19 protein-coding genes are annotated in these 20,606 nt (G+C 69.6%); 10 read left to right on the top strand and 9 right to left on the bottom strand.

Annotated elements, in window-relative coordinates; all coding sequences use genetic code 11:
- Positions 1-115: 115 nt before the first annotated feature.
- Both nusA and rimP read right to left on the bottom strand, forming a co-directional pair.
- Entirely contained in the window at positions 116-1,108 is a 993-nt protein-coding gene (gene nusA / locus ACQPXM_RS17005) for a transcription termination factor NusA (protein ID WP_432949647.1), read from the bottom strand.
- The gene (gene rimP, locus ACQPXM_RS17000; protein ID WP_432949645.1) at positions 1,108-1,632 is read right to left on the bottom strand and encodes a ribosome maturation factor RimP; all 525 of its coding nucleotides are present in this window, start codon (positions 1,630-1,632) and stop codon (positions 1,108-1,110) included. The genes nusA and rimP overlap by 1 nt, the downstream gene beginning before the upstream one ends.
- Before the next feature lie 155 nt (positions 1,633-1,787).
- On the opposite strand from rimP, the gene ACQPXM_RS16995 reads away from it, so the two are divergent.
- The 10 genes from ACQPXM_RS16995 (at position 1,788) to ACQPXM_RS16950 (ending at position 12,215) form a co-directional block, all read left to right on the top strand.
- A complete protein-coding gene (locus ACQPXM_RS16995) occupies positions 1,788-2,336 on the top strand; it encodes a cell division protein FtsK (protein WP_432949643.1) in 549 nt (182 codons plus the stop codon).
- Positions 2,333-2,743 (top strand): ferritin-like domain-containing protein, encoded by a 411-nt coding sequence (locus tag ACQPXM_RS16990; protein ID WP_432949641.1) that lies wholly within the window; start codon positions 2,333-2,335, stop codon positions 2,741-2,743. The genes ACQPXM_RS16995 and ACQPXM_RS16990 overlap by 4 nt, the downstream gene beginning before the upstream one ends.
- A gap of 350 nt (positions 2,744-3,093) precedes the next feature.
- Positions 3,094-3,462 carry a cupin domain-containing protein gene (locus ACQPXM_RS16985; RefSeq protein WP_432949639.1) on the top strand — a complete coding sequence of 123 codons (369 nt, stop codon included), beginning with the start codon at positions 3,094-3,096 and terminating at the stop codon, positions 3,460-3,462.
- The gene (locus ACQPXM_RS16980; protein ID WP_432949637.1) at positions 3,455-4,819 is read left to right on the top strand and encodes a class I tRNA ligase family protein; all 1,365 of its coding nucleotides are present in this window, start codon (positions 3,455-3,457) and stop codon (positions 4,817-4,819) included. The genes ACQPXM_RS16985 and ACQPXM_RS16980 overlap by 8 nt, the downstream gene beginning before the upstream one ends.
- 4 nt (positions 4,820-4,823) lie before the next feature.
- Positions 4,824-7,235: an FAD-dependent oxidoreductase gene (locus tag ACQPXM_RS16975; RefSeq protein WP_432949635.1), complete on the top strand. Its 2,412-nt coding sequence runs from the start codon at positions 4,824-4,826 to the stop codon at positions 7,233-7,235.
- Entirely contained in the window at positions 7,232-7,606 is a 375-nt protein-coding gene (locus ACQPXM_RS16970; protein WP_432949633.1) for a hypothetical protein, read from the top strand. The genes ACQPXM_RS16975 and ACQPXM_RS16970 overlap by 4 nt, the downstream gene beginning before the upstream one ends.
- Position 7,607: 1 nt before the next feature.
- On the top strand, positions 7,608-8,879 hold the full coding sequence (locus ACQPXM_RS16965) for an ATP-grasp domain-containing protein (RefSeq protein ID WP_432949631.1): 1,272 nt from the start codon (positions 7,608-7,610) through the stop codon (positions 8,877-8,879).
- Positions 8,876-10,162 (top strand): MFS transporter, encoded by a 1,287-nt coding sequence (locus tag ACQPXM_RS16960; protein ID WP_432949629.1) that lies wholly within the window; start codon positions 8,876-8,878, stop codon positions 10,160-10,162. Before ACQPXM_RS16965 ends, ACQPXM_RS16960 begins: the two co-directional genes overlap by 4 nt.
- A 12-nt stretch (positions 10,163-10,174) precedes the next feature.
- Positions 10,175-11,413, top strand: coding sequence for an ATP-grasp domain-containing protein (locus ACQPXM_RS16955; RefSeq protein WP_432949627.1), 1,239 nt, complete (start codon positions 10,175-10,177; stop codon positions 11,411-11,413).
- Positions 11,414-11,552: 139 nt separating this feature from the next.
- Complete coding sequence (locus tag ACQPXM_RS16950) at positions 11,553-12,215, top strand: lysoplasmalogenase family protein (RefSeq protein WP_432949625.1); 663 nt, start codon at positions 11,553-11,555, stop codon at positions 12,213-12,215.
- On the opposite strand, the gene ACQPXM_RS16945 is transcribed toward ACQPXM_RS16950, so the two are convergent.
- From ACQPXM_RS16945 to ACQPXM_RS16915, 7 genes are all read right to left on the bottom strand, one after another.
- On the bottom strand, positions 12,179-13,576 hold the full coding sequence (locus ACQPXM_RS16945) for an alkaline phosphatase PhoX (RefSeq protein ID WP_432949623.1): 1,398 nt from the start codon (positions 13,574-13,576) through the stop codon (positions 12,179-12,181). The genes ACQPXM_RS16950 and ACQPXM_RS16945 overlap by 37 nt on opposite strands.
- Before the next feature lie 108 nt (positions 13,577-13,684).
- Positions 13,685-14,989: an ABC transporter substrate-binding protein gene (locus ACQPXM_RS16940; protein ID WP_432949621.1), complete on the bottom strand. Its 1,305-nt coding sequence runs from the start codon at positions 14,987-14,989 to the stop codon at positions 13,685-13,687.
- Between the two features lie 41 nt (positions 14,990-15,030).
- Positions 15,031-16,131, bottom strand: coding sequence for a branched-chain amino acid ABC transporter permease (locus ACQPXM_RS16935; protein WP_432949619.1), 1,101 nt, complete (start codon positions 16,129-16,131; stop codon positions 15,031-15,033).
- Positions 16,128-17,015: a branched-chain amino acid ABC transporter permease gene (locus ACQPXM_RS16930; protein ID WP_432949617.1), complete on the bottom strand. Its 888-nt coding sequence runs from the start codon at positions 17,013-17,015 to the stop codon at positions 16,128-16,130. The genes ACQPXM_RS16935 and ACQPXM_RS16930 overlap by 4 nt, the downstream gene beginning before the upstream one ends.
- Positions 17,012-18,871: an AMP-dependent synthetase/ligase gene (locus ACQPXM_RS16925; RefSeq protein ID WP_432949615.1), complete on the bottom strand. Its 1,860-nt coding sequence runs from the start codon at positions 18,869-18,871 to the stop codon at positions 17,012-17,014. Before ACQPXM_RS16925 ends, ACQPXM_RS16930 begins: the two co-directional genes overlap by 4 nt.
- Positions 18,868-19,695 (bottom strand): ABC transporter ATP-binding protein, encoded by an 828-nt coding sequence (locus ACQPXM_RS16920; RefSeq protein ID WP_432949613.1) that lies wholly within the window; start codon positions 19,693-19,695, stop codon positions 18,868-18,870. The genes ACQPXM_RS16925 and ACQPXM_RS16920 overlap by 4 nt, the downstream gene beginning before the upstream one ends.
- On the bottom strand, positions 19,692-20,477 hold the full coding sequence (locus tag ACQPXM_RS16915) for an ABC transporter ATP-binding protein (protein ID WP_432949611.1): 786 nt from the start codon (positions 20,475-20,477) through the stop codon (positions 19,692-19,694). The genes ACQPXM_RS16920 and ACQPXM_RS16915 overlap by 4 nt, the downstream gene beginning before the upstream one ends.
- Positions 20,478-20,606: the final 129 nt, after the last annotated feature.

Raw genomic sequence — 20,606 nt, 5'->3', positions numbered from 1 at the left:
GCTCGTTTCCGGCACCCGATACAGGTGCGCTCCCGAAGCTTTCCAGGGCGCGCGTCTGCAGTCTCTGTCACAGTTCCTCAGGGTGTGGTGACGACTCAGTCGACCGACCGAGAGATCAGTCTACCTTCTCGTTCCCACGAGTCACATCGGTATCCGGCCGGATGTCGATCCGCCACCCGGTCAGGCGGGCGGCCAGCCGGGCGTTCTGCCCCTCTTTGCCGATCGCCAGCGACAGCTGGTAGTCCGGTACGACGACCCGCGCGGAGCGCGCCGCCGCGTCCACGACCTCGACCGAGGAGACCTGCGCCGGCGACAGCGCGTTGCCGACGAAGGTCGCCGGGTCGTCACTGTGGTCGATGATGTCGATCTTCTCGCCGTGCAGCTCGTGCATGATGTTGCGCACCCGCTGGCCCATCGGGCCGATGCACGCGCCCTTGCCGTTCACCGACGGGTTCAGCGTGCGGACCGCGATCTTGGTCCGGTGGCCGGCCTCGCGGGCGATCGCGGTGATCTCGACGGTGCCGTCGGCGATCTCCGGAACCTCCAGCGCGAACAGCTTCTTGACCAGGTTCGGGTGTGTGCGGGACACGGTGATCTGCGGGCCCTTGAAACCCTTGCGGACCCCGACCACGTAGACCCGCAGCCGCGAGCCGTGCTCGTACTTCTCCCCCGGCACCTGCTCCGGGGCCGGCAGCACGGCCTCGATCTTGCCCAGGTCGACCATCACCGAGCGCGGGTCGCGGCCCTGCTGGATGACACCGGAGACGATGTCGCCCTCCTTGCCGGAGAACTCGCCGTAGCGCACCTCGTCCTCGGCGTCGCGCAGCCGCTGCAGGATCACCTGCTTGGCGGTGGTCGCCGCGATCCGGCCGAAGTCGGCCGGGGTGTCGTCGTACTCGCGGACCAGGTTGCCCTCGGCGTCCATCTCCCGGGCGTAGACCATCACGTGCCCGGTCTTGCGGTCCAGCTCGGCGCGGGCGTGCTGCTGCGCGCCCTCGGTCCGGTGGTAGGCGACCAGCAGCGCCTGCTCGATCGCCTCCACCACGACGTCGAAGGCGATGTCCTTCTCCCGCTCCAGCGAGCGCAGGACGGCCATGTCGATGTCCATCAGTTCTCCTCCACCGTGCCGTCGGCGTCGCGCTCGGCAGGTTCGTCGTTGCCGGCAGGCCGGTTGAACTCGATCTGGACCTTGGCCTTGGCCACGTCGGCGTACCGCACCGTGCGGACCTGGCCCTCGACGTCCAGTTCGGCGGCCTCGTCGGAGACCGTCTTGATCCGGCCGGTCAGCTTGTCGCCGCTGTGCAGCGTGACCGTGACCAGCCGGGTGAGATTGCGCCGCCAGTGCCGCGGCAGCGTAAGCGGCCGGTCGACACCGGGGCTGGAGACCTCCAGGACGTAGGCGCCCTCGCCCATGATGTCGTCGGCGTCGAGCGCCTTGGAGATCGCGCGGGTGATCTCGGCGACGTCGTCCAGGCTGATCCCGCCGTCGCGGTCGACCAGCACGCGCAGCAGCCGGCGACGGCCCGCCGGAGCGATGTCGGCTTCCTCCAGGTCGCAGCCGAACTGCTCGACGATCGGCCGGAGGAAGTTCTCGAGGCTCGTGGTGTCCGTGTGGTCAGTCCTTCGGCTCACAGGTAAACCTGCCTCTCTCCAGTTGTGCACCCGTCGTGCCCCGATTCGCAGGGCAGTAGCCCACCTTATCCGGCCCACGACCTTGTTCTCACCAACGGCTCGACCGTGCCCTGGCCGAGCCCCTGACAGAGCCGCCGAGCGGATAGGGTTCGGCCGTGCCGATCGATCCCCACCGCCTGTCGCGCCGTACCGCGCTCCGGACCGCCGTCGTGGTGGCGGGCGCCGCCGCCCTGGCCACCGGGTGCGACGACGACAAGCCGGACGCCGGTCCGCCGGGAGCGTCGGCCGGCCCGGACGGCGAGGTGCAGGCGCCTGAGCCGAGCACGGATCCCGAGGTCGTGGCCGCACTGACCACCGCGGCCACCCAGATCGCGCAGCTGGCCCTGCGGGTCAGCCAGGCCGGCCAGTCCGTCCCCGCTCTGCGCGGGCAGCTGGCGATCGCGGTGCAGAGCCACGCCGCCCATGTCGCGAAGCTGAAGGAACTCGGCGACTTCGAGCCACCACAGCCCGGCAAGCTCCCACCGCTGCCGAAGGCGTCGGCCGCCGTACTGGCTGATCTGGCGTCCCGGGAGCAGCGGCTGTCCGTCGCCCACGCCACCGCGGCCGGCAAGCTGACCGGCCCTGCTGCGCGCGTGCTGGCGATGATCGCGGCCTCCGAGAGCCAGTTGGCCGCCTCGTTCGCTCCGAAGAAGGTCACCCGATGACGGAGGTCGAAGCGCTGCAGGCGGCGATCGCCGGGGAGCACGCGGCCCTGTACGGCGTCGGCGTTGCCGGGGGCAAGCTCAGTGGCGCCCGGTTCGGGGCGGCGACCACCTTGTACGAGCGGCACCGGTCCCGGCGCGACAAGCTCGCGGCGCTGCTGGTCGAGAGCGGCCAGACCCCGGCCGCGGCCGAACCGGCGTACGACCTGCCTCAGGCGGTGACGAACGCGGCCACCGCGGCGGCGCTGATCCTCGGCATCGAGCGCCGGCTGACCGCGGTGTACGGCGACCTGGTCGAGGCCGCCGAGCAGGACCGGACTCGCGCCTTCGCTGTGCAGGCGCTGATCGCGACCGCGCGTGACCAGCTCGGCTGGGGCGGTCGCCCGACCGCCTTCCCCGGCCAGGTCTGACCAGCTTCAACCAACCGATCGCTTTGCGTGCCCGGTCCGGCACAGAATGCGGTCGAAGCCGGTGCGTAACGAATGATTTCCGGTGCGGTTACGCGTTTTGAGCAATTCGTTGCGTACTCCCCTTTACTCCGAGCGTGACCTTACCTATATTTCCGGTCACGGAGACTGGGGGGTCGCCGGTTTCACCCTCGCCGTACGCCGCCGCGTGCAGCCGGGTGCTCACCAAGGCTGAATTCAAGCGTCTGGTCCGTACCTTCATTTCCACAACTTCTCGAGCCGCGCGCACACGCGGTTACGGAGGGTAGTGAAGCATGCGTACATTCGACTTACCCACCGGCGAAAGCCTCTTCGTGAACGATCTTCGCGTGGTCCGCTGGGAGCAGTACGGCCTCGGCGCCACGATGCCTTTCCAGGCGATGTGGTACTCGGTCCCGCCGGGCGACGAGAGCCCGATCGACCAGCACCCGGAACTCGAACTGTCGATCGTCGTGGCCGGTACGGCGCACGTCCTGGTCGGCGGTACCGAGACAGTCGTCCCGCACGGCAACGCGTTCCTGCTGGACAGCAAGGAGGCGCACGTCGTCCAGAACCGGTCCACCGACGAGGTGCTCACCGTGTTCAGCGCCTACTGGTATCCCGAAGCAGCGGTCGCCGCCGCCGACGCGCTCGCCCTGCAGAGCGTCAGACCGGCCGAGACCGTGGCGGCCGGCCATGACTGATCCGGTCGCGGAACCAGTCACCGTTTTCACCTTTCCCCAGCCGACCGCGAACGGGCCCCTGCACGTCGGTCATCTGTCGGGTCCCTACCTCGCGGCCGACATCGCCGCCCGGGCCGCCCGCGCCCGCGGCGAGCAGGTCGTGGTCACCACCGGCCTCGACGTGCACCAGAACTACGTGCTGACCCGCGCCGAACTCGAGGGTCTCGACGTCGGCGAGATGCTCGCGGACTTCCGCGCCGGCATCCAGGAGACCTACCAGCAAGCGCGAATCGGCTACGACCGGTTCAGCGACCCGCTGTCCGACGAGCACGCGCCGGTCATCCGCGACCTGATGAACCACCTGGTCGTGAGCGGTGCGGCCCCGCTGCGTGAGGTCACCCTGTACGCCTGCGAGGACTGCGGCCGGACGCTGCACGAGTCCTACCTGAGCGGGCTCTGCGGCGGCTGTCACACGCCGGCCGCCGGTGGGGCCTGCGAGCAGTGCGGTGGCTTCACCCAGGTCGAGACCATGGTCGATCCGGTCTGCGGCCGCTGCGGCGGCGCACCGCGCCCGTTCCAGGCGACCGTGCCCGTCCTGCGGATGGAGGACTACCGCGACGCGCTCACCTCGGTCTGGCTGCGAGCCCAGCTGCCACCGGCCGTCCGGGCCTTGATCGGGCGGCAACTCGCGGCCGGGCTGCCGGAGATCGCGCTGGCGTACCCGACCAACTGGGGCATCGAGGGCGACCGGGAGTTGACCGGTCTGCGGATCGGTCCGTACACCGAGGTCGCGCTGACCGACCTGGCGACCATCGCCCGGGCGATCGACCCGGCGGCCACCGATCTGCCCGGTTACCTGGCCGCGCTCGGCCGGGTGAACTCGCTGTGGCACTTCCTCGGCCTGGACAACGCCTACTGGTACGCCGTGTACTGGCAGGCGCTGTGGGCGGCCTGCGGAATGACGGAATTGCCGCTTTCGGGTCTGGTCGTGAACGAGTTCTACACCCTCGACGGCGCGAAGTTCTCGACCAGCCGCAATCACGCCGTCTGGGCGAACGAACTGTTGCGGAAGGAAGACCCGTCAATCGTTCGTTTGTTCCTCGCCTGGGACCGTCCGGACCGTTATCGCAGTGATTTCACCTGGCATTCTTTTCGCGCCTTCGCCGATCAGGCCGAATCATTGCTCGCCGACCGGCCGCCGGCGCGTCGAACGCTTGATCCAGCGCTCGCCGAGCGCGAGCTGGCCCGTGGTGAGGCCGCTCTGCGCCCGGCCGGTTTCGACCCGGCGCTGGCCGCGCGCAGCCTGTTGCGGCTGCTCGACGGAGGGGTCCGGGAGACCGGTCACCTCCGGACGGCGCTGACCGGAACGGACGAGTAGACCGATGCGGATCTGCGTGATCGGTGCCGGAATCGCCGGCACCCTGCTGGCCTGGCGGCTGAGCAACCACTCGGGCACCGGCCCGGCGGTTGCGGTCGACCTCGTCACCGGCGTACCGGGGCCGGACGCGACGGCTGCGTCGGGCGGCGGGGTCCGCGGCTTCGAGACCCACCCGGAGCAGCGCCGGCTCGCGGTCGAGAGCCTGGCCGAGCTGTTCGAGACACCGGGCCTGCTCGACCGGGCCGGCTACACCGAGACCGGTTCGACGTACCTGCTCGACGGGTACGCCGGGCTGGAGGACGCCGTCGCCGAGGTGGAGCACGTGCACCCCGGCTCCACCGAACTCGTCGACGGGAGCACGCTGCGCCGCCTCGGCTGGCACGGGCTGCCGGACGGGACGGTCGGCGTACTGGAGAAGCGGGCCGGGTTCATCCGGCCCGACCAGCTGCGGGCGCTGGTGATCGACCAGTTGGCCCGCACCAAGGACAGCAGGGTCGTCACCGGCCCTGTGCTCGGACTGCGCCCGCACCCTGACGGCTCGGTCAGCTGCCGCACACCCAGCGGCACTGCCCGGTACGACGTCGTCGTGGTCGCGGCCGGTCCGTGGACGCCCGGACTGCTCACCGGCAATGCCCTGCCGGCCGACCAGTACCGGACGAAGGCGATCCAGGTCGCCGTGCACCGCGTGGCGGGAGCCCTCCCGACCATGTTCGTCGACGAGACCAGCGACCTGTACGGGCGCCCGACGGCAGACGGCGGTTTGCTGCTGGGCGTCGACACGCACCGCTGGTCCGTCCCACCCGGCAGCAGCGCGCCGCTACACGACCTGACGGCCCAGGCCGTTCGGCTCGCGGGCGAGCGACTGCCACACCTACGGCTGCTGGAGACCGCGCACACGGTCACCAACGCCGACTGTTACGCCGATCCGCCGGTCCTGACCCTGTGGTCGGTGCTCGGCAGCACACATCGGCTCTTCACCTTCACCGGTGGGTCCGGCGGCAGCGTGAAAACCGCGCTGGCCGCGAGCCGGACGGCCGCGAGCGACCTGCTCGGGCCACTGGCCACCGGTGAGTACACGCGCACCACCACTTCGCGGACGGAGAACAAGCGCATGACCATCATGGAACCAGGCACCAGACGAAGCACCGACGCCACCAGCCTGACCCGGTACCACACGATCGGGATCGGAGCCGGGCCGTCGAACCTCTCGCTGGCCGCCCTGTACAAGAACGTCACCACCGAGCGGCTGGCGCTGTTCGACTCCCGGCCGGTGGCCGGCTGGCACACGCCGCTGCTCTACCCCGGCGTACGGATGCAGACCGGGTGGATGAAGGACCTGGTGTCGCTGGTCGACCCCCGGCACGAGCTGACGTTCCTGAACTACCTGGTCACTTCCGGGCGGCTGTACGCGCTGATCAACTCCCAGTTCGACTCGCTGCCCCGGATCGAGTACGAGCGCTACCTGGCCTGGGCCACCGAGCGGCTCGGCGTGGTGAACTTCAGCTCCCGGGTGGACTCGATCGCGATCACCGACGACGGCTTCGAGGTGTCCGTCGACGGTACGCCGGTCGCGGTCTCCGAGCACCTGGTGCTCGGCCTCGGAACCCGTCCGGTCTGGCCGGACTACGTGCGCAACCTGCCGTCCGGCCGGGCCTTCATCGCCGACGAGCTCGGGGTCCGGATGCCCGACCTCGAGGCGCACAAGGCCGACCCGATCGCGGTCGTCGGTGGCGGACAGACCGGTCTGGAGTGCGTGCTGCGACTGCTCGGCTCCGGCTTCACCGACATCCGCTGGCTCGGCCGGAACCAGTGGTTCCGCAGCATCGACGACTCCCCGATGGCCAACGAGCTCTACCGGCCGTCGCACATCGAGTACCTGCAGGGCCTGACCCGCACCAAGCGCCGCGAGATGATCGTCGACTCCCGCTACAGCGGTGACGCGATCACGCCCGGCGGCCTCCGTGCGCTGTACCAGGCCAACTACGACGGCCTGCTGACGCTGGGCCGGTTCCCGGTCACGCTGCTGCCGGGCCGCGACGTCACGTCGTCCGAGCTGCTCGCCGACGGCATGCTGCGGCTGCGCTGCTCGACGGTCGCCGCGCCGGAGGAGCACGATGTCCGGCACGTCGTGGTCGCCGCCGGCCGCGAGCACGTGCAGGCGCCGTTCAGCGACGACCTGCGCGAGCGGATCGACTACGACGACGACGGCGAGATGCTGGTCGAGCCCGACTACTCGGTGCGCTGGAAGGGCATGAACGGCCACCGGATCTACTCGTTCAACGCCAGCCGCTACAGCCACGGCCTGACCAACGCCGGGCTGACCCAGCTGCCGGTCCGGGCCGCGATCGTGCTGAACTCGATGTTCGACCGGGAGATCTACCCGATCTCCGACGAGCTCTGCGCGGTGCAGTGGTGACCGCCGCCGCGCCCGAGCCGCTGGTGCCCGACGTCGACGGCGTCTGGTTCCGGCTGGTCGTCGACGACCCGGCCGGCGGTGCGCCGTACGGGCAGTACCACCGCGACCGCGACCTGGTCTGGGCCGAGTTCTACGCCGGCGGCACGCTGCGGTGCGGCCGGCTGGTCGGGCAGTTGCAGGACGACGGCTCGATCCGTGCCGCCTACAGCCTGCTCACCGTGGCCGGTGAGGTGGTCAGCGGCGAGTGCGTCAGCATCCCCGAGTTCGATGCCCGGGGCAACATCCGGATCGCCGACCACTTCCGTCGCAGCGACGGCAGCAGCGGCGTCACCTACATCGAGCAGATCCCCGCTCCGGTCCGGGAGGCCTGAGATGAACCCGACGAACGAACGTCCGCACCTGCTCGTGGTGGCGACCGGGATGCGCTTGTTCCGCGAGTACATCCTGCGCTCGATCGCGCCGCAGTACCGGATCCACATGTTCCTGCACGCCGAGCCGACGTGGGAGAAGGACTACATCGAGGCCTGGACCGTGCTGGAGACCACGCTCGACGCCGAGGCGCTGGTCGTCGCCGCGCAGAAGCTGCACGCCGAGCAGCCGATCGACGGCGTGCTCTGCTGGGACGAGGCCCGGATCCTGCAGACCGCCCACGTCGCCGAGGCGCTCGGCCTGCCGGGTGGTGACGTCGCGATGATCAACCGCTGCCGCGACAAGCACCTCACCCGTACGGCGCTCGCCGCGCAGGGCGTGCCGCAGCCGGAGTCCGTGCTCGTCGACACCGTCGACGACGCGCTGGTCACCGCCGAGAAGCTCGGCTACCCGGTGATCCTGAAGCCCCGCGCGCTGGCGGCCAGCCTCGGCGTGGTCAAGGTCAACTCGGCCGACGAGCTGAAGGCCAACTGGGCCTTCGCGCACGACACGACCGTGCCCGAGGCGCCGCACTACGACGTCAAGGTGCTGGTCGAGGAGTTCGCCGACGGCTACGAGATCAGCATCGACTCGGCCGTGTTCCAGGGACAGGTGACGCCGTTCTGCCTGGCCCGCAAGGAGATCGGCTACCCGCCGTACGCGGAGGAGATCGGGCACTTCGTCGACGCGGCCGACCCGCTGCTGGCCGACGAACAGCTGTTCCAGGTGCTGGCCGACGCCCACGCCGCGATCGAGTTCACCGACGGGGTCACGCACACCGAGATCATGATGACCGCCGACGGCCCGAAGATCATCGAGATCAACGCCCGGATCGGCGGCGACATGATCCCCTACCTCGGGCTGCAGGCGACCGGTGCCGACCCGGGCCTGGCCGCGGCGGCGGTCGCCACCGGCCGTACCCCCGAGCTGGTCCCGGACCGCACGATGGTCGGCGGGGTGCGGTTCTTCTACGTCGACGAGAACGACACCGTGCTGGACTCGGTGGAGTTCGACTCGACCGACCTGCCGGCCACGATCGACCAGCTGGTTCCGCTGATGGAGGCCGGACAGACCACCAGTCCCCCGCCGGAAGGCACGCTGTGGGGCCGGATCGCGTACGCGACCGTGGTGGCCACGTCGCTGGACGACTGCCGGGCGGGACTCGACGCGGCGGAGAAGGCGCTGCGCTGGTCCGGCAAGGTGAAGGCGAAGGAACCTGAGGAGGCGACCTCATGACGGACACCACGCAGGACACCGGCATCTGGGTGACCATCCGGGAGGCCCCGGTCGCGGTCAAGGCGCTGCTGATCGGCAACTTCGTCAACAAGCTCGGCTGGTTCCTGCAGGTCTTCCTGGTGCTGTTCCTGACCACCTCGAAGGGCTTCAGCGACGTCCAGGCCGGTACGGCGCTCGGCGTGTACGGCGGCGGAACGGTGATCGGCCTGATCATCGGCGGCTCGCTGTCGGACAAGATCGGGCCCCGCGCCGCCGTGCTGATCAGCATGTTCGGCATGGCCGGTTTCGTGCTGGCGATCGCCTACGTGCCGAGCTACACCGCCGTCCTCGTCGTGGTCGCGCTGGCCGGAGCGGTCGGGCAGTTCTACCGGCCCGCCTCGGCGGCGCTGCTGACCGAGCTGACCCCGAAGCACCGCCAGGTGATGATCTTCGCGGTCTACCGGTTGACGATGAACGTCGGAGCCACGGCCGCACCGCTCGTCGGTGCGGCCCTGGTCGCCGTCTCGTGGGACCTGCTGTTCATCGGCGAGGCGCTGGCCGCGCTGGCCTACGCGGCCGTCGCGATCATCGCGCTGCCGAAGCGGCGGTCCACGACGACGGAGGCGGCCGATGACGGCGAGGTGCAGGACGCACCCGCCGACCGCGGCAACTACCTGACCGTGCTGCGGGACTACAAGTACGTGCTGTTCCTGGTCTGCATGTTCATCAACGCCGCGATCTACATGCAGTACCTCGCGGTGCTTCCGCTGCACATGAAGGCCGACGGCTTGTCGACCTGGTGGTTCAGCGCGGTGGTCGCGCTGAACGGGTTCATCGTGATCACCTGCGAGCTGCTGGTCACCAAGGTGGTCCAGCACTGGCCCGCCAAGCTGGTGGTGATCGCGGGGTTCGTCCTGCTCGGTGGCGGTCTGGCGTTCTACGCACTGCCCGGCGGCGTGGCGATCTTCGTGATCGGCACCCTGCTGTGGACGCTGGCCGAGATCATCGCGGGACCGACGATGTTCGCCTATCCCGGCATGGCCGCGCCACCGCAGTTGCTGGGCCGGTACGTCGGCTCCGCGCACGCCATGTTCGGTCTCGGCTCCGCGCTCGGCCCGTTCCTGGGCGTGTGGGTGTGGAACAACTCCGGGACCCAGGTGTGGCTGTGGTGCGGACTCGCGGGCGCCGTCGGCGTCGTCCTGGCCTACTTCGCCATGCCCGGCAAACCCGAGGCCGCGGAGGAACCGCCGGCCGCGGTGGACACCGTTCCGGTCGCCGAACCATTGCCGAGCGAGAGCTCGTAGGAGGAGTTCTTCATGTCTGACTACACGATCATCGTGGACCCGTTGTCCACCGGGCAGGAATATCCTGCCGCCTTCAAGGAGGCCGGGCGGATCCCGGTCGCCGTGCTCAGCGGTCCGGAACCGCCGCCGGCGTACACCACCAGCTGGCACCCTGACGACTTCGAGCACGTGCACTACTTCACCGGGGACGTCGCCGCGCTGGCCGAGGAGCTTCGGCGCTACGAGCCGGAGTACCTGATCCCCGGTGCCGAGAGCGGCGTCGAGCTGTGCGACCAGCTGATCGAGATCCTGGTCCCGGGCACCGGCAACGTGCCGGAGCTCGCGTCCGCGCGGCGCGACAAGTGGGAGATGGCCGAGGCGCTGCGCCGCGCGGGTGTGCCCCGGCTGCGGCAGGTGCGCACCGCGGACCCGGCCGAGGCCGAGCGCTGGCTGAAGGAGAACGACCTGCTCGGCCGGCGGCTGGTGATCAAGCCGCCGAAGAGCGCCGCCGGTGACGAGGTGTACGTCGTGTTCGAGGACGGCGACTGGCGGGAGCGGTTCGACCGGGTGCTCGGGCGGACCAACAAGATGGGCCTGACCAACGACGCCGTCCTGATCCAGGAGTACGCCGAGGGCACCGAGTACCTGGTCGACAGCTACACCGTCGACGGCAGGCACTCGCTGGTCGACGTGTGCCGCTACACCAAGATCAGCCGGGGCGACAAGATCGGCATCTACCACCGGATCGACTTCCTCGCCGCCGACGATCCCGAAGTGCTCGCGCTGTGGCCGTACACCCAGCAGGTGCTCGACGCGGTCGGCATCCGCACCGGGTGCGGGCACGCCGAGGTGATGATGACCGCGGACGGCCCGCGCCTGATCGAGGTCGCCGCGCGGCCCGCCGGTGGCGGCCACCAGATGGTCAGCGAACTGGCCACCGGCGACAACCACATCAAGCGGACCGTCGCGCACCGCGTCCGCGGGGAGGTGCGGGACAGCTTCGACCTGGTCCAGCACCTGCGCGGGATCTTCGTCTCGGCGTACCGCGAGGGCTACTTCCGCAACCGGGAGGTCTTCGACGGCATCGAGTCGCTGAAGTCGTTCCACTGGATGAAGATCCTGCACGACGAAGACGCCGTGGTGCCGGAGACCGTCGACCTGTTCACCTGTCTGGCCTGGGTGATCCTGATCCACAGCGATCCGCAGACCCTCGACGACGACTACCGCCGCGTACTGGAGATGGAGGCCGCGATCGTCATCGACGAACCGTAGGACGGGGCGCGGGACTCGGCCTTGACCCCCCAGTCGAACCGCTGACTCCCCACGCACTCCCCCTCCGGGCACGGTCGTTCTCCCGAACGTCCGTGCCCGGACCGTCGATCGTTCACCTTCGGTCCGCATACTGCCGCTCATGAGGCTGACCAGTCTGGCCGCCGGCCGCAGGCGCCTGACCGCGTACTGCGCCGCCGCTGTCGTGCACGTCGCCGCGGTCGCCGTCGACGCGAAGATCCTCAAGGTGGCCAGCAAGGCGACCTTGATGCCGCTGCTGCTGTCCTGGTCGCGGACGCAGCAGGCCTCCCCGCTGCTCCAGGCCGCGCTGCTGGCGTCCACCGCCGGCGATCTGTTGCTGGAGACGAATTTCCAGCTGGCCGGGATCGCCGCCTTCGCGGCCGCTCACGCCTGCTACCTGGCCGTCTTGCTGTCCCAGCCCGGCCAACGGTCGTGGCGCGTCGTCGCGGCGTACGGCGCGCTGTGGGCGGCGCTGATCGCCGTGCTGTCGCGCGACCTCGGGTCGCAGCGCGTTGCGGTCGCCGCGTACGCGTTGTTGCTGACGGCAACCGCCATCGTGTCCCGGTGGCACAGCCCGCGCAGCGGGGCCGGCGGCGCGCTGTTCCTGTTCTCGGACGCACTGATCGCGGTCCGGATGGCCGGGCACGACTTCCCCGGCCGGAGCACGCTGACGATGGCGGCGTACGCCGGAGGCCAGTACCTGCTGACCTCCGGCGTCACTGATCAGCGCCTGCGGCGCTCTGCTGATCAGCGCCTGCGGCGCCAGGGGCCGGTGATCGCGTAAGTGATGCCCGGTGTGTACACGTTGAAGAACATCGTGCGCCCGTCGGCGGAGAAGCCGGCGCCGGCGAGTTCGCCGTACTCGGGTTCTGTGGGGGTGCCGTTGTTCACCCGGTTGCGGGCGAACTTGAAGACCTCGCCGTCCTCGGTGGTGCCGAGGATGTGCTGCTCGCCGAGGCCGTCCTCACACATCATCAGCCCGCCGTACGGCGACATCGTGATGTTGTCCGGGGCGTCGAACTCGGGGTCGTCCGAGCCGGGCTTCGGCCGGGTGAAGATGACCTCGAGCCGCAATGTCCTGCGCCGCGGGTTGTAGCGCCAGACCTGTCCGTCGTGGTCGACCTTCGGGCCGAGCTCGGTCCGCGCGAACGACGACACGAAGTACACGCAGCGGTCCAGCGAGCCCCACCAGCAGCCCTCGAGCTTGTACCCGCCGGTGATCGGCTTGGCGTAGTCCTGCGCCCGGACCGACTCCGACCCAGCCAGCGGGTCGGGCACCCTCACCCACTGCACGCCCCCGAACTCCGTGCCCGCCTCCTGCACCACCGACAGGTCCGGCAGGTCCGGGACATGCATGGCCTGCAACTCACCGCCGGCCCGCAGACTGGCCCAGCCGCCGCGCGGGCGGTTCGGCAGGAACCGGTAGAACCCACCGAGCGGCGCGACGAACGCGTCCTCGGTCTCGTACACGATCCCGGTGGCCGGATCGATCGCGACCGCCTCGTGCTGGAACCGGCCCATCTCCATCAGCGGCCACGGGTTCAGATTGCGGCGGCCGTCGTACGGGTCGACCTCGAAGATGTAGCCGTGGTCCTTGGTGTAGCCGCTCTCGCCGGCGTTGAGCTCGGTCTCCTCACAGGTCAGCCAGGTGCGCCACGGCGTGATGCCGCCGGAGCAGTTGATCGCCGAGCCGCCGAGGCTGGTGAACTCCTTGACCGTGTGGTTGTGCCGGTCGACCACCAGCGTGCTGGTGCCACCGGCCGCGCCCGGGTCGTAGGTCAACTCGGCCGGTGCCTTGACCGGGATGGTCGCGGTCGGGCTGCACTCGTGGTTGCGCACCAGCCGGTTGCCGCCGTGGCGGTCCGGGAACGTGCCCATCCCGTCGAAGCGGCTCGGCGTCTGCACCCCGTCGGGGCGGACGGCGCCTTCGCGCGAGAGCACCTTGTAGCGGAACCCGCGGGGCAGGTCGAGCATTCCCTTCGGGTCCTCGATCAGCGGTCCGTACCCGATCTTCGGCCCGGACGTGCCGAGCGCCGGCTGAGCGGTGTACAGCGCCTCGACGGACCCCACCACACTGACGGCAACACCCGCCGCGGCGGCGCGAGCGACGAACTGCCGTCTGGACAGGGGATTTGATGCGGACACGGCCGGCCTCCTTGTGCGTACAAGCAGTTGACGCCAGTGAACGTACGGTAAACAACAACCCAACAGCAAGAGAACGAGTGTCAGACACTCACCGTGACCGCTTCAAATCTACTGGTAACAGGGCTTGCTGAACTCGTGGGCCGCGGCCGTTTTGCCGGTGAAGAAGTCCTTCTCCACCGCCACGCCGGTCGGCGACGGGGCGTCGACCTTGGAGATCAGGCTCTGGCGGAAGACCCGCTCGTTCGGCTCCCCACCGTACTTGCCGGCCTCCGCGGGCAGCATGCCCTCGTAGTCGACCGTGGTCAGCGACTTCACCGCGGCCAGCAGGCCGGCGCGGGTCAGGTCCTTGCTCTCGACCGCCTTCTCCAGCGCCGCCTTCATCGGGTACGACCAGACCCAGCCGGCGGTGTACCCGTCGCTCGGTGCGGCCTTGAACGCCGCCTCGCCGACCGTCTCCCGCAGCGCCTTGTGTCCCGGTGTGTCGGTCCCGTACGGGCCCCACGGTCCTGACTGCAGGTAGAGCGCGGTCAGCGCTGGTGCCGCCGGGCTCTTCAGCAGCGCCGGGTTCCAGGTCGGGCTGGTGCCGATGAACTTGCCCTTGAAACCGGCCTGCGCGGCACCGCCGACGATCGTCGCGGCCTCCGTCGGTCCGGTGGTGAGAATGACCAGGTCCGGCTTCGCGGCCACCAGCTTGGTGATCGCCGCGCCCTGGTTCTCCTGCCCGGGCGCCGTCGGGATGTCGGTGAAGGTCAGCCCGTTCGCCTCGGCGGCGATCTTCGCGCCGGCCGCGGCGTCGTCACCGTAGTCGCCGGGGAAGTGCACGGCCGCGACCGTCTTGGCCTTCAACGTCTCCGCGCCGTAGTCGACCGAGTTCATCGACTCGAAGCAGTAGTTCGTCCCGGACTCCAGAATCACGTCCTCGAACGCCCACGCCGAGGTCCACGACGCCGGTACGGCGATCACGTTGCTCGCCTTGAGGTCGGCCAGGATCGCCGCGGTCGGAGGCGAGCCCAGCGTCTGCGCGAGCCCGAGCACGTTCGGCTTGATCTCGGCGTACACCTCGTTGTGCACCTGCGGGTTGTACTTGTTGTCCTTGGTGTACTTGACCACGTCGACCTCGTAGTCACCGATACCGCCGGCGGTGTTCACCCGCTTCCAGAACGCCTTCTGCCCCTCGGTCACCGGTACGCCGAGGGCCTTGAACGGCCCCTCGGTCAGGTCCGAGATGACGCCCAGGTAGATGCATCCCTTGGCCTGGTCGACCGCGCTCGGGCACGGTTCCTGGGTCACCCCGACGTCGAACTTGACGCCTTCGCTGCCCTCCTGCGTCTCGGGGGCGTCGTTGCGGCATCCCGCGACCGCCAGTACGGCGGCCACCAGGCCCACCGCGACCGTCCTGCGCGTTGTGTTCATCGCTGTTCCTCCTCGGTCTCCCCAGCGCCGGCCCGGTCGGGTCAGTGCGAGAAGGGCCACGCCTTCCAGTAGGTGCGGATGCGGATCCAGATCCCGAACAGCCCCCGCGGTTCGAAGATCAGAAAACCGATGATCAACAGGCCGTACAGAATCGCCTCGACCTGGAAGACCGTGATGCCGCCGGCGGTGGAACTGCTGCTCACGAACGGCAGCACCGCCGGCAGTTCGCGGGTGACCCGCGGCAGCAAGGTGATGAACAGCGCGCCCAGCACCGATCCCGAGATGGTCGCCACCCCACCGACCAGGATCATCGCGATGTACTGCACCGACAGCGCCAGGTTGAACGAGCCCGGCTCGACGAAGCCGATCATCACGTACAGCAGCGCCCCGGCGACGCCGGCGTAGAACGACGACACCGCGAAGGCGATCATCTTGTACCGGGTCACGTCGACCCCGATCACCGACGCGGCCAGGTCCCGGTCCCGGACCGCGGCCAGCGCCCGGCCGATCCGCGAGCGGACCAGGTTGCGGGCCAGCACGCCGAAGATCACCAGCAGCACGAACATCAGCAGGTAGAGCTTCTGCGCCTTGGTGAACATCGCCCCGTCGACGGCGAACTCCAGCCCGAACAACTCCGGTACGGCGGCCGGCCGCCCGACCCCCACTCCCCCGGTCAGGTCCCGCCAGTGCTTGAACACGTGCTCGCCGATGAACACCAGTCCCAGCGTCACCACGGCCAGGTAAAGCCCGCGCAGCCGGGCGGCCAGCGGAGCGACGATCAACCCGGCCAACCCGGCGACCAGACCGGCCGCGAGCAGCCAGACCGGCAGCGACGTGATCCCGAACCCGATCAGCCGGGTACTGTCCGGATCCCCCGACAGGGCGGCGGCCGTGTAGGCCCCGATCGCCAGGAAAAACGCGTGCCCGAGCGACACCTGCCCGGCGTACCCGGTGACGAGGTTGAGGCCGATCGCCCCGATCGCGGCGACGAACGCGGTCGCCAGCACGACCAGGAGATCGTCCTCGAGCATGAACGGCAGCAGGACCGCGGCCAGGACGAGAACCAACGTCCACCAGCGCTTGGCCGGGGTGTTGAGCAGAGCCATGTCCTGCCCGTACGACGTGGCGAGGCGTCCGCTCATATCCGCTCGACCTCCCTGGTCCCGAACAAGCCGTACGGTCTGACCAGCAGGACGAGCAGCATCAGCAGGTACGGCACGACCAGGAAGAAGTCGCCGCCGAACACCGGACTGAGCGAGCCGCCGTAGTTGCCGACCAGCGCCTCGACCACACCGATCGCCAGGCCCGCGACGACTGCGCCGCCGAGCGAGTCCAGCCCGCCGAGAATGATCACCGGCAGGGCCTTGAGCGCGGTCAGCCAGAGGTTCTGCTCGAGGCCGATGCCGGTGGACAGGAACACGCCGGCCAGTCCGGCCAGCATCGCCGCGAGCGCCCAGGACAGGGCGAACACCGCGCCGACCGAAACACCTTGGGCCTGCGCCACCTCCTGGTCCGACGACGCCGCCCGCATCGCCAGCCCGGTCCGGGACCAGCGGTAGAAGGCGAACAGCGCCGCGACGACCACCAGCGTCGTGACGAGGGTCGCCAGGTGCCGCTGGTCGATCGTCACCTCGCCGACCGTCAGTTGCCGCAGGCCCCAGGGATCGCCCATCTGCCGGATGTCCACGCCGATGAAGGAGTTCACCACCGTGCGGATCACGATGTCGACGCCGAGGGTGATGATCGCGATCACGAACACCGGTTTGCCGATCATCGGCCGCAGCGCGAGCCGTTCGACGCCGACCCCGAGCAGCCCGGTCAGCAGCAGCGCGACCACGACGGCCAGGAAGAAGTTCATCGACAGCACCAGGTAGCTGACCAGCAGACCGCCGACCATCATGAAGGCCGGCTGGGCGAAGCTGATCACCCGCATGGACTTGTAGACGATCACGAAGCCCAACGCCAGCAGGGCGTAGATCGACCCGTTGCCCAGGCCGCGGACCACCGTGGCGAGGAGATCGTTCATCGCGCACCCACCCGGTACATCGACTCGACCAATCCTTCGTACGCCGACGCGACGGCGCTGCGCTTGACCTTCTGCGTCGCGGTGAGCTCGCCGTCCTCGTGCTCCAGCAGCTTCGGCAGCAGCCGGAACGTCTTCACCTGCTCGACGGTCGAGAACCGCTCGTTGACCTCGTCGACCACGCCCTGCACGAGCGCGATCACCTCCTTCTTGGAGCTCAGGTCCCGGTACGTCGAGTACGGCAGCCGGCGCTGCTGGGCCCAGTGGCCGACCGTGTCCGGCTCGATCCCGATCAGCGCGGTCAGGTACTTGCGGCCGTCGCCGATCACCACCGCCTCCTTGACGTACGGCGAGGCCTTCAGCGCGTTCTCGATCTCCGACGGGGCGATGTTCTTACCGCCCGCGGTGATGATCAGGTCCTTCATCCGGTCGGTGATGCGCAGATGGGTGCCGTCCACCCACTCGCCGACGTCGCCGGTGTGCAGCCAGCCGTCCGGGTCGATCACCCGCGCGGTGGCCTCGGGATCGTGCCAGTAGCCGGCGAACGTGCCGTCGTGCCGGGTGAGGATCTCGCCGGTGCGTTCGTCGATCCGGATCTCGACCCGGTCGTGCGGCTCGCCGACCGTGCCGACCTTCACCCGGCCGGGACGGTTCGCGGTGGCCACCGCGGAGTTCTCGGTCATGCCGTACACCTCGTGCATCGGCAGCCCCAGCCCCATGAAGAACCGCAGCACTTCGGGCGCGATCGGCGCGGCCCCGGAGGCGGCGTACCGGACCTTGCGCAGGCCGACGCGGTCGAGCAGCGCGCGGTAGCAGACCAGGTAGCCGACGGCGTGGACAAGCCGCGAGGCCGCGGTGTGCCGGCCGCCGTTGGCCGCCAGGACGCCGCCGATCCAGTCCGCCCGGCGCAGCCAGAAGCCACCGACGGACCGCTTGAGCGGTGCCGCCGACGCGATCCGGATCTGCACGCCGGCCGCGATCTTCTCCCAGATCCGCGGGACGCCGAACAGGATGGTCGGCTGCACCTCGTGCAGATTGCCGGCGACGGTCTCGATCGACTCCGCGAAGTGCACGCGGACCCCGGCGCCGGCGCCGAACCAGCAACTGAAGACCCGCTCGGCGACGTGGCACAGCGGCAGGTACGACAGCACGCTGTCCTTCGGCGAGGGCGGTGATCCGGTGAAGCCTCCCCGTTCGACCAGCTCCCGGATGGCGAAGTCGACGTTCGCGACGGTTAACATCACGCCCTTCGGCGGCCCGGTCGTGCCGGAGGTGTAGACCAGCGTCGCCACGTCGTCCGGGCGGGCCTGGTCCATCCGCTCGTCCACCGCCCCGGGACGGGCGGCGCGGTGTTCGTGGCCGAGGGCAAGGAAATCGGGCCAGGCGAGCAGCCGCGGGTCGTCGTACCGGTGCCTGATGCCGCGCGGTTCCAGGTAGACGATGTGTTCCAGGTCCGGCAGTTCGTCGGCGACCGCGAGGGCCTTGTCGACCTGCTCCTGGTCCTCCGCGACCAGCACCCGGGATCCGGAGTGCCGCAACAGGTAGGCGACCTCGGCGACCGGGTTCGTCGGGTAGAGCCCGACCGTGGCGGCCCGCACCGCGACCGCGCCGACGTCGGTGTAGAGCCACTCCCGGCGGTTCTCCGAGTGAATCGCCACCCGGTCCCCAGGTTCGATGCCGAGGGCAAGCAATGCGTGGCCGACCAGCTCCGCCGTGTCCCAGTACGCCGACCAGCTGACCTGCTGCCAGAGCCCCAGATCCTTCTCCCGCAGGGCGATCACGTCCGGAGTCGTCCGCGCCCGCTCGCGCACCCGCGTCGCGATCGTGGCGAGCCTGGTCCCGGCCGTGACGGTACTCATGACCGGTCCACGATCCGGTGTTCTTCGCCCAGGTACGCGCGCACCACGTCCGGATCGGCCGCCACCTCGCGCGGGCGGCCGGTCCGGATCGGGCGGCCGAAGTCGACCACCAGGATCCGGTCGGCCAGATCCATCACCAGCCCCATGTCGTGCTCGACCATCACCATCGGCAGCCCCAGCTCGTCGCGGATGTCGAGAATGAACCGGGCCATGTCCTCGGTCTCCTCGAGGTTCATCCCGGCGACCGGTTCGTCCAGCAGCAGGAGTTTCGGCTCCGCCGCCAAAGCCCGGCCGAGTTCGACCCGCTTCTGGACGCCGTACGGGAGCAGCCCGACGGGCATCCGCCGCCACTGCGCGAGCTCGAGGAAGTCGACGATCTCCTCCACAGCCTTGCGATTGGCGAGCTCGTTGCGACGCGCCTTGCCCAGCCAGGCGAACGCCGCGAGCACGCCGTACGGGTGGTGGTGATGGCGGCCGAGCATCAGGTTGTCGAGCACGGTCAGGTTGGCGAACAGCTCGATGTTCTGGAAGGTCCGGGCGATGCCCAGCCGGGCGATCGCGTGCGGCTTGCGCCCGATCAGCTCGTGGTCGCCGAACCGGACCGAGCCGCGCTGCGGCCGGTACACGCCGGACAGCACGTTGAAGATCGAGGTCTTGCCCGCTCCGTTCGGGCCGATCACCGCGAACAGTTCGCCCGGCTCCACGGTGAAGCTGACGCCGTTCAGCGCGGTCACGCCGGAGAACTCCAGCAGCACGTCGTCGAAGCTCAGCACCGGCGGCGGCGCCGGGGCCGTCTCCGCCGGCCGGGTCTCGGTGGCGGTCACGACAGCCACCGCTTCCGGCGCCGGTAGTGCTTCACGTCCCGGAACGACCGGGCGCTGCCCTCGGCGCCGAGCCCGAGATAGAACTCGCGGACGTCGCCGTCGGCGAGCAGGTCGGCGGCCGGCTTGTCCATCACCATCGCGCCGTTCTCCAGCACGTAGCCGTGCTCGGCGATCGCCAGCGCCATCGCCGCGTTCTGCTCGACCAGCAGCACCGTCGTCCCGGCCCGGTTGATGTCGACGATCACGTCCCGGATCTGCTGGACGACGAGCGGCGCCAGGCCGAGACTCGGCTCGTCCATCAGCAGGTACTCCGGGTCCGACATCAGCGCCCGGCCGATCGCCAGCATCTGCTGCTCGCCACCGGACAGGTAGCCGGCCACCTTGCGCCGCCGGTCGGCCAGCACCGGGAACAGGTCGTAGGTGCGGTCCAGGTTGACCTTCAGCGCCTTCGGCCGGACGTGCCCTCCGATCCGCAGGTTCTCCTCGACCGTCAGCTCGGTGAAGATCCGGCGGCCTTCCATCACCTGTTTGATGCCCAGGGCAGCGATCCGGCTGGGCCCCAGGCTGTGCACCGGCTCGCCGTCCAGCGTGACCGCCCCGCGGCTGACCTTGCCGCCGTGCAGGTCCAGCAGCCCGGACAACGCGCGCAGCAGCGTGGACTTGCCGGCGCCGTTCGCGCCGAGCAGCGCGACGATCCGCCCGCGCGGGACCTCGAGGCTGACCCCACGCAGGACCAGCATCACCTCGTCGTAGACGACGTCGAGATTCGTCGCTGCCAGCACGTCCGGCCTCCTGGATCCCCGAAGGTTCCCACCGTCCTGGCGAGTGAGTGTGACAGCAGCGATGTCATCTACGGAAGAGCTCCGGCCCGGAAATCGGACGCCGATGCCCGAACCGTGATCGCGTACCCG

The sequence above is a fragment of the Kribbella sp. CA-253562 genome, assembly GCF_050942265.1.
Lineage (GTDB): Bacteria > Actinomycetota > Actinomycetes > Propionibacteriales > Kribbellaceae > Kribbella.
This window is presented reverse-complemented; position numbering and strand designations above follow the sequence as displayed.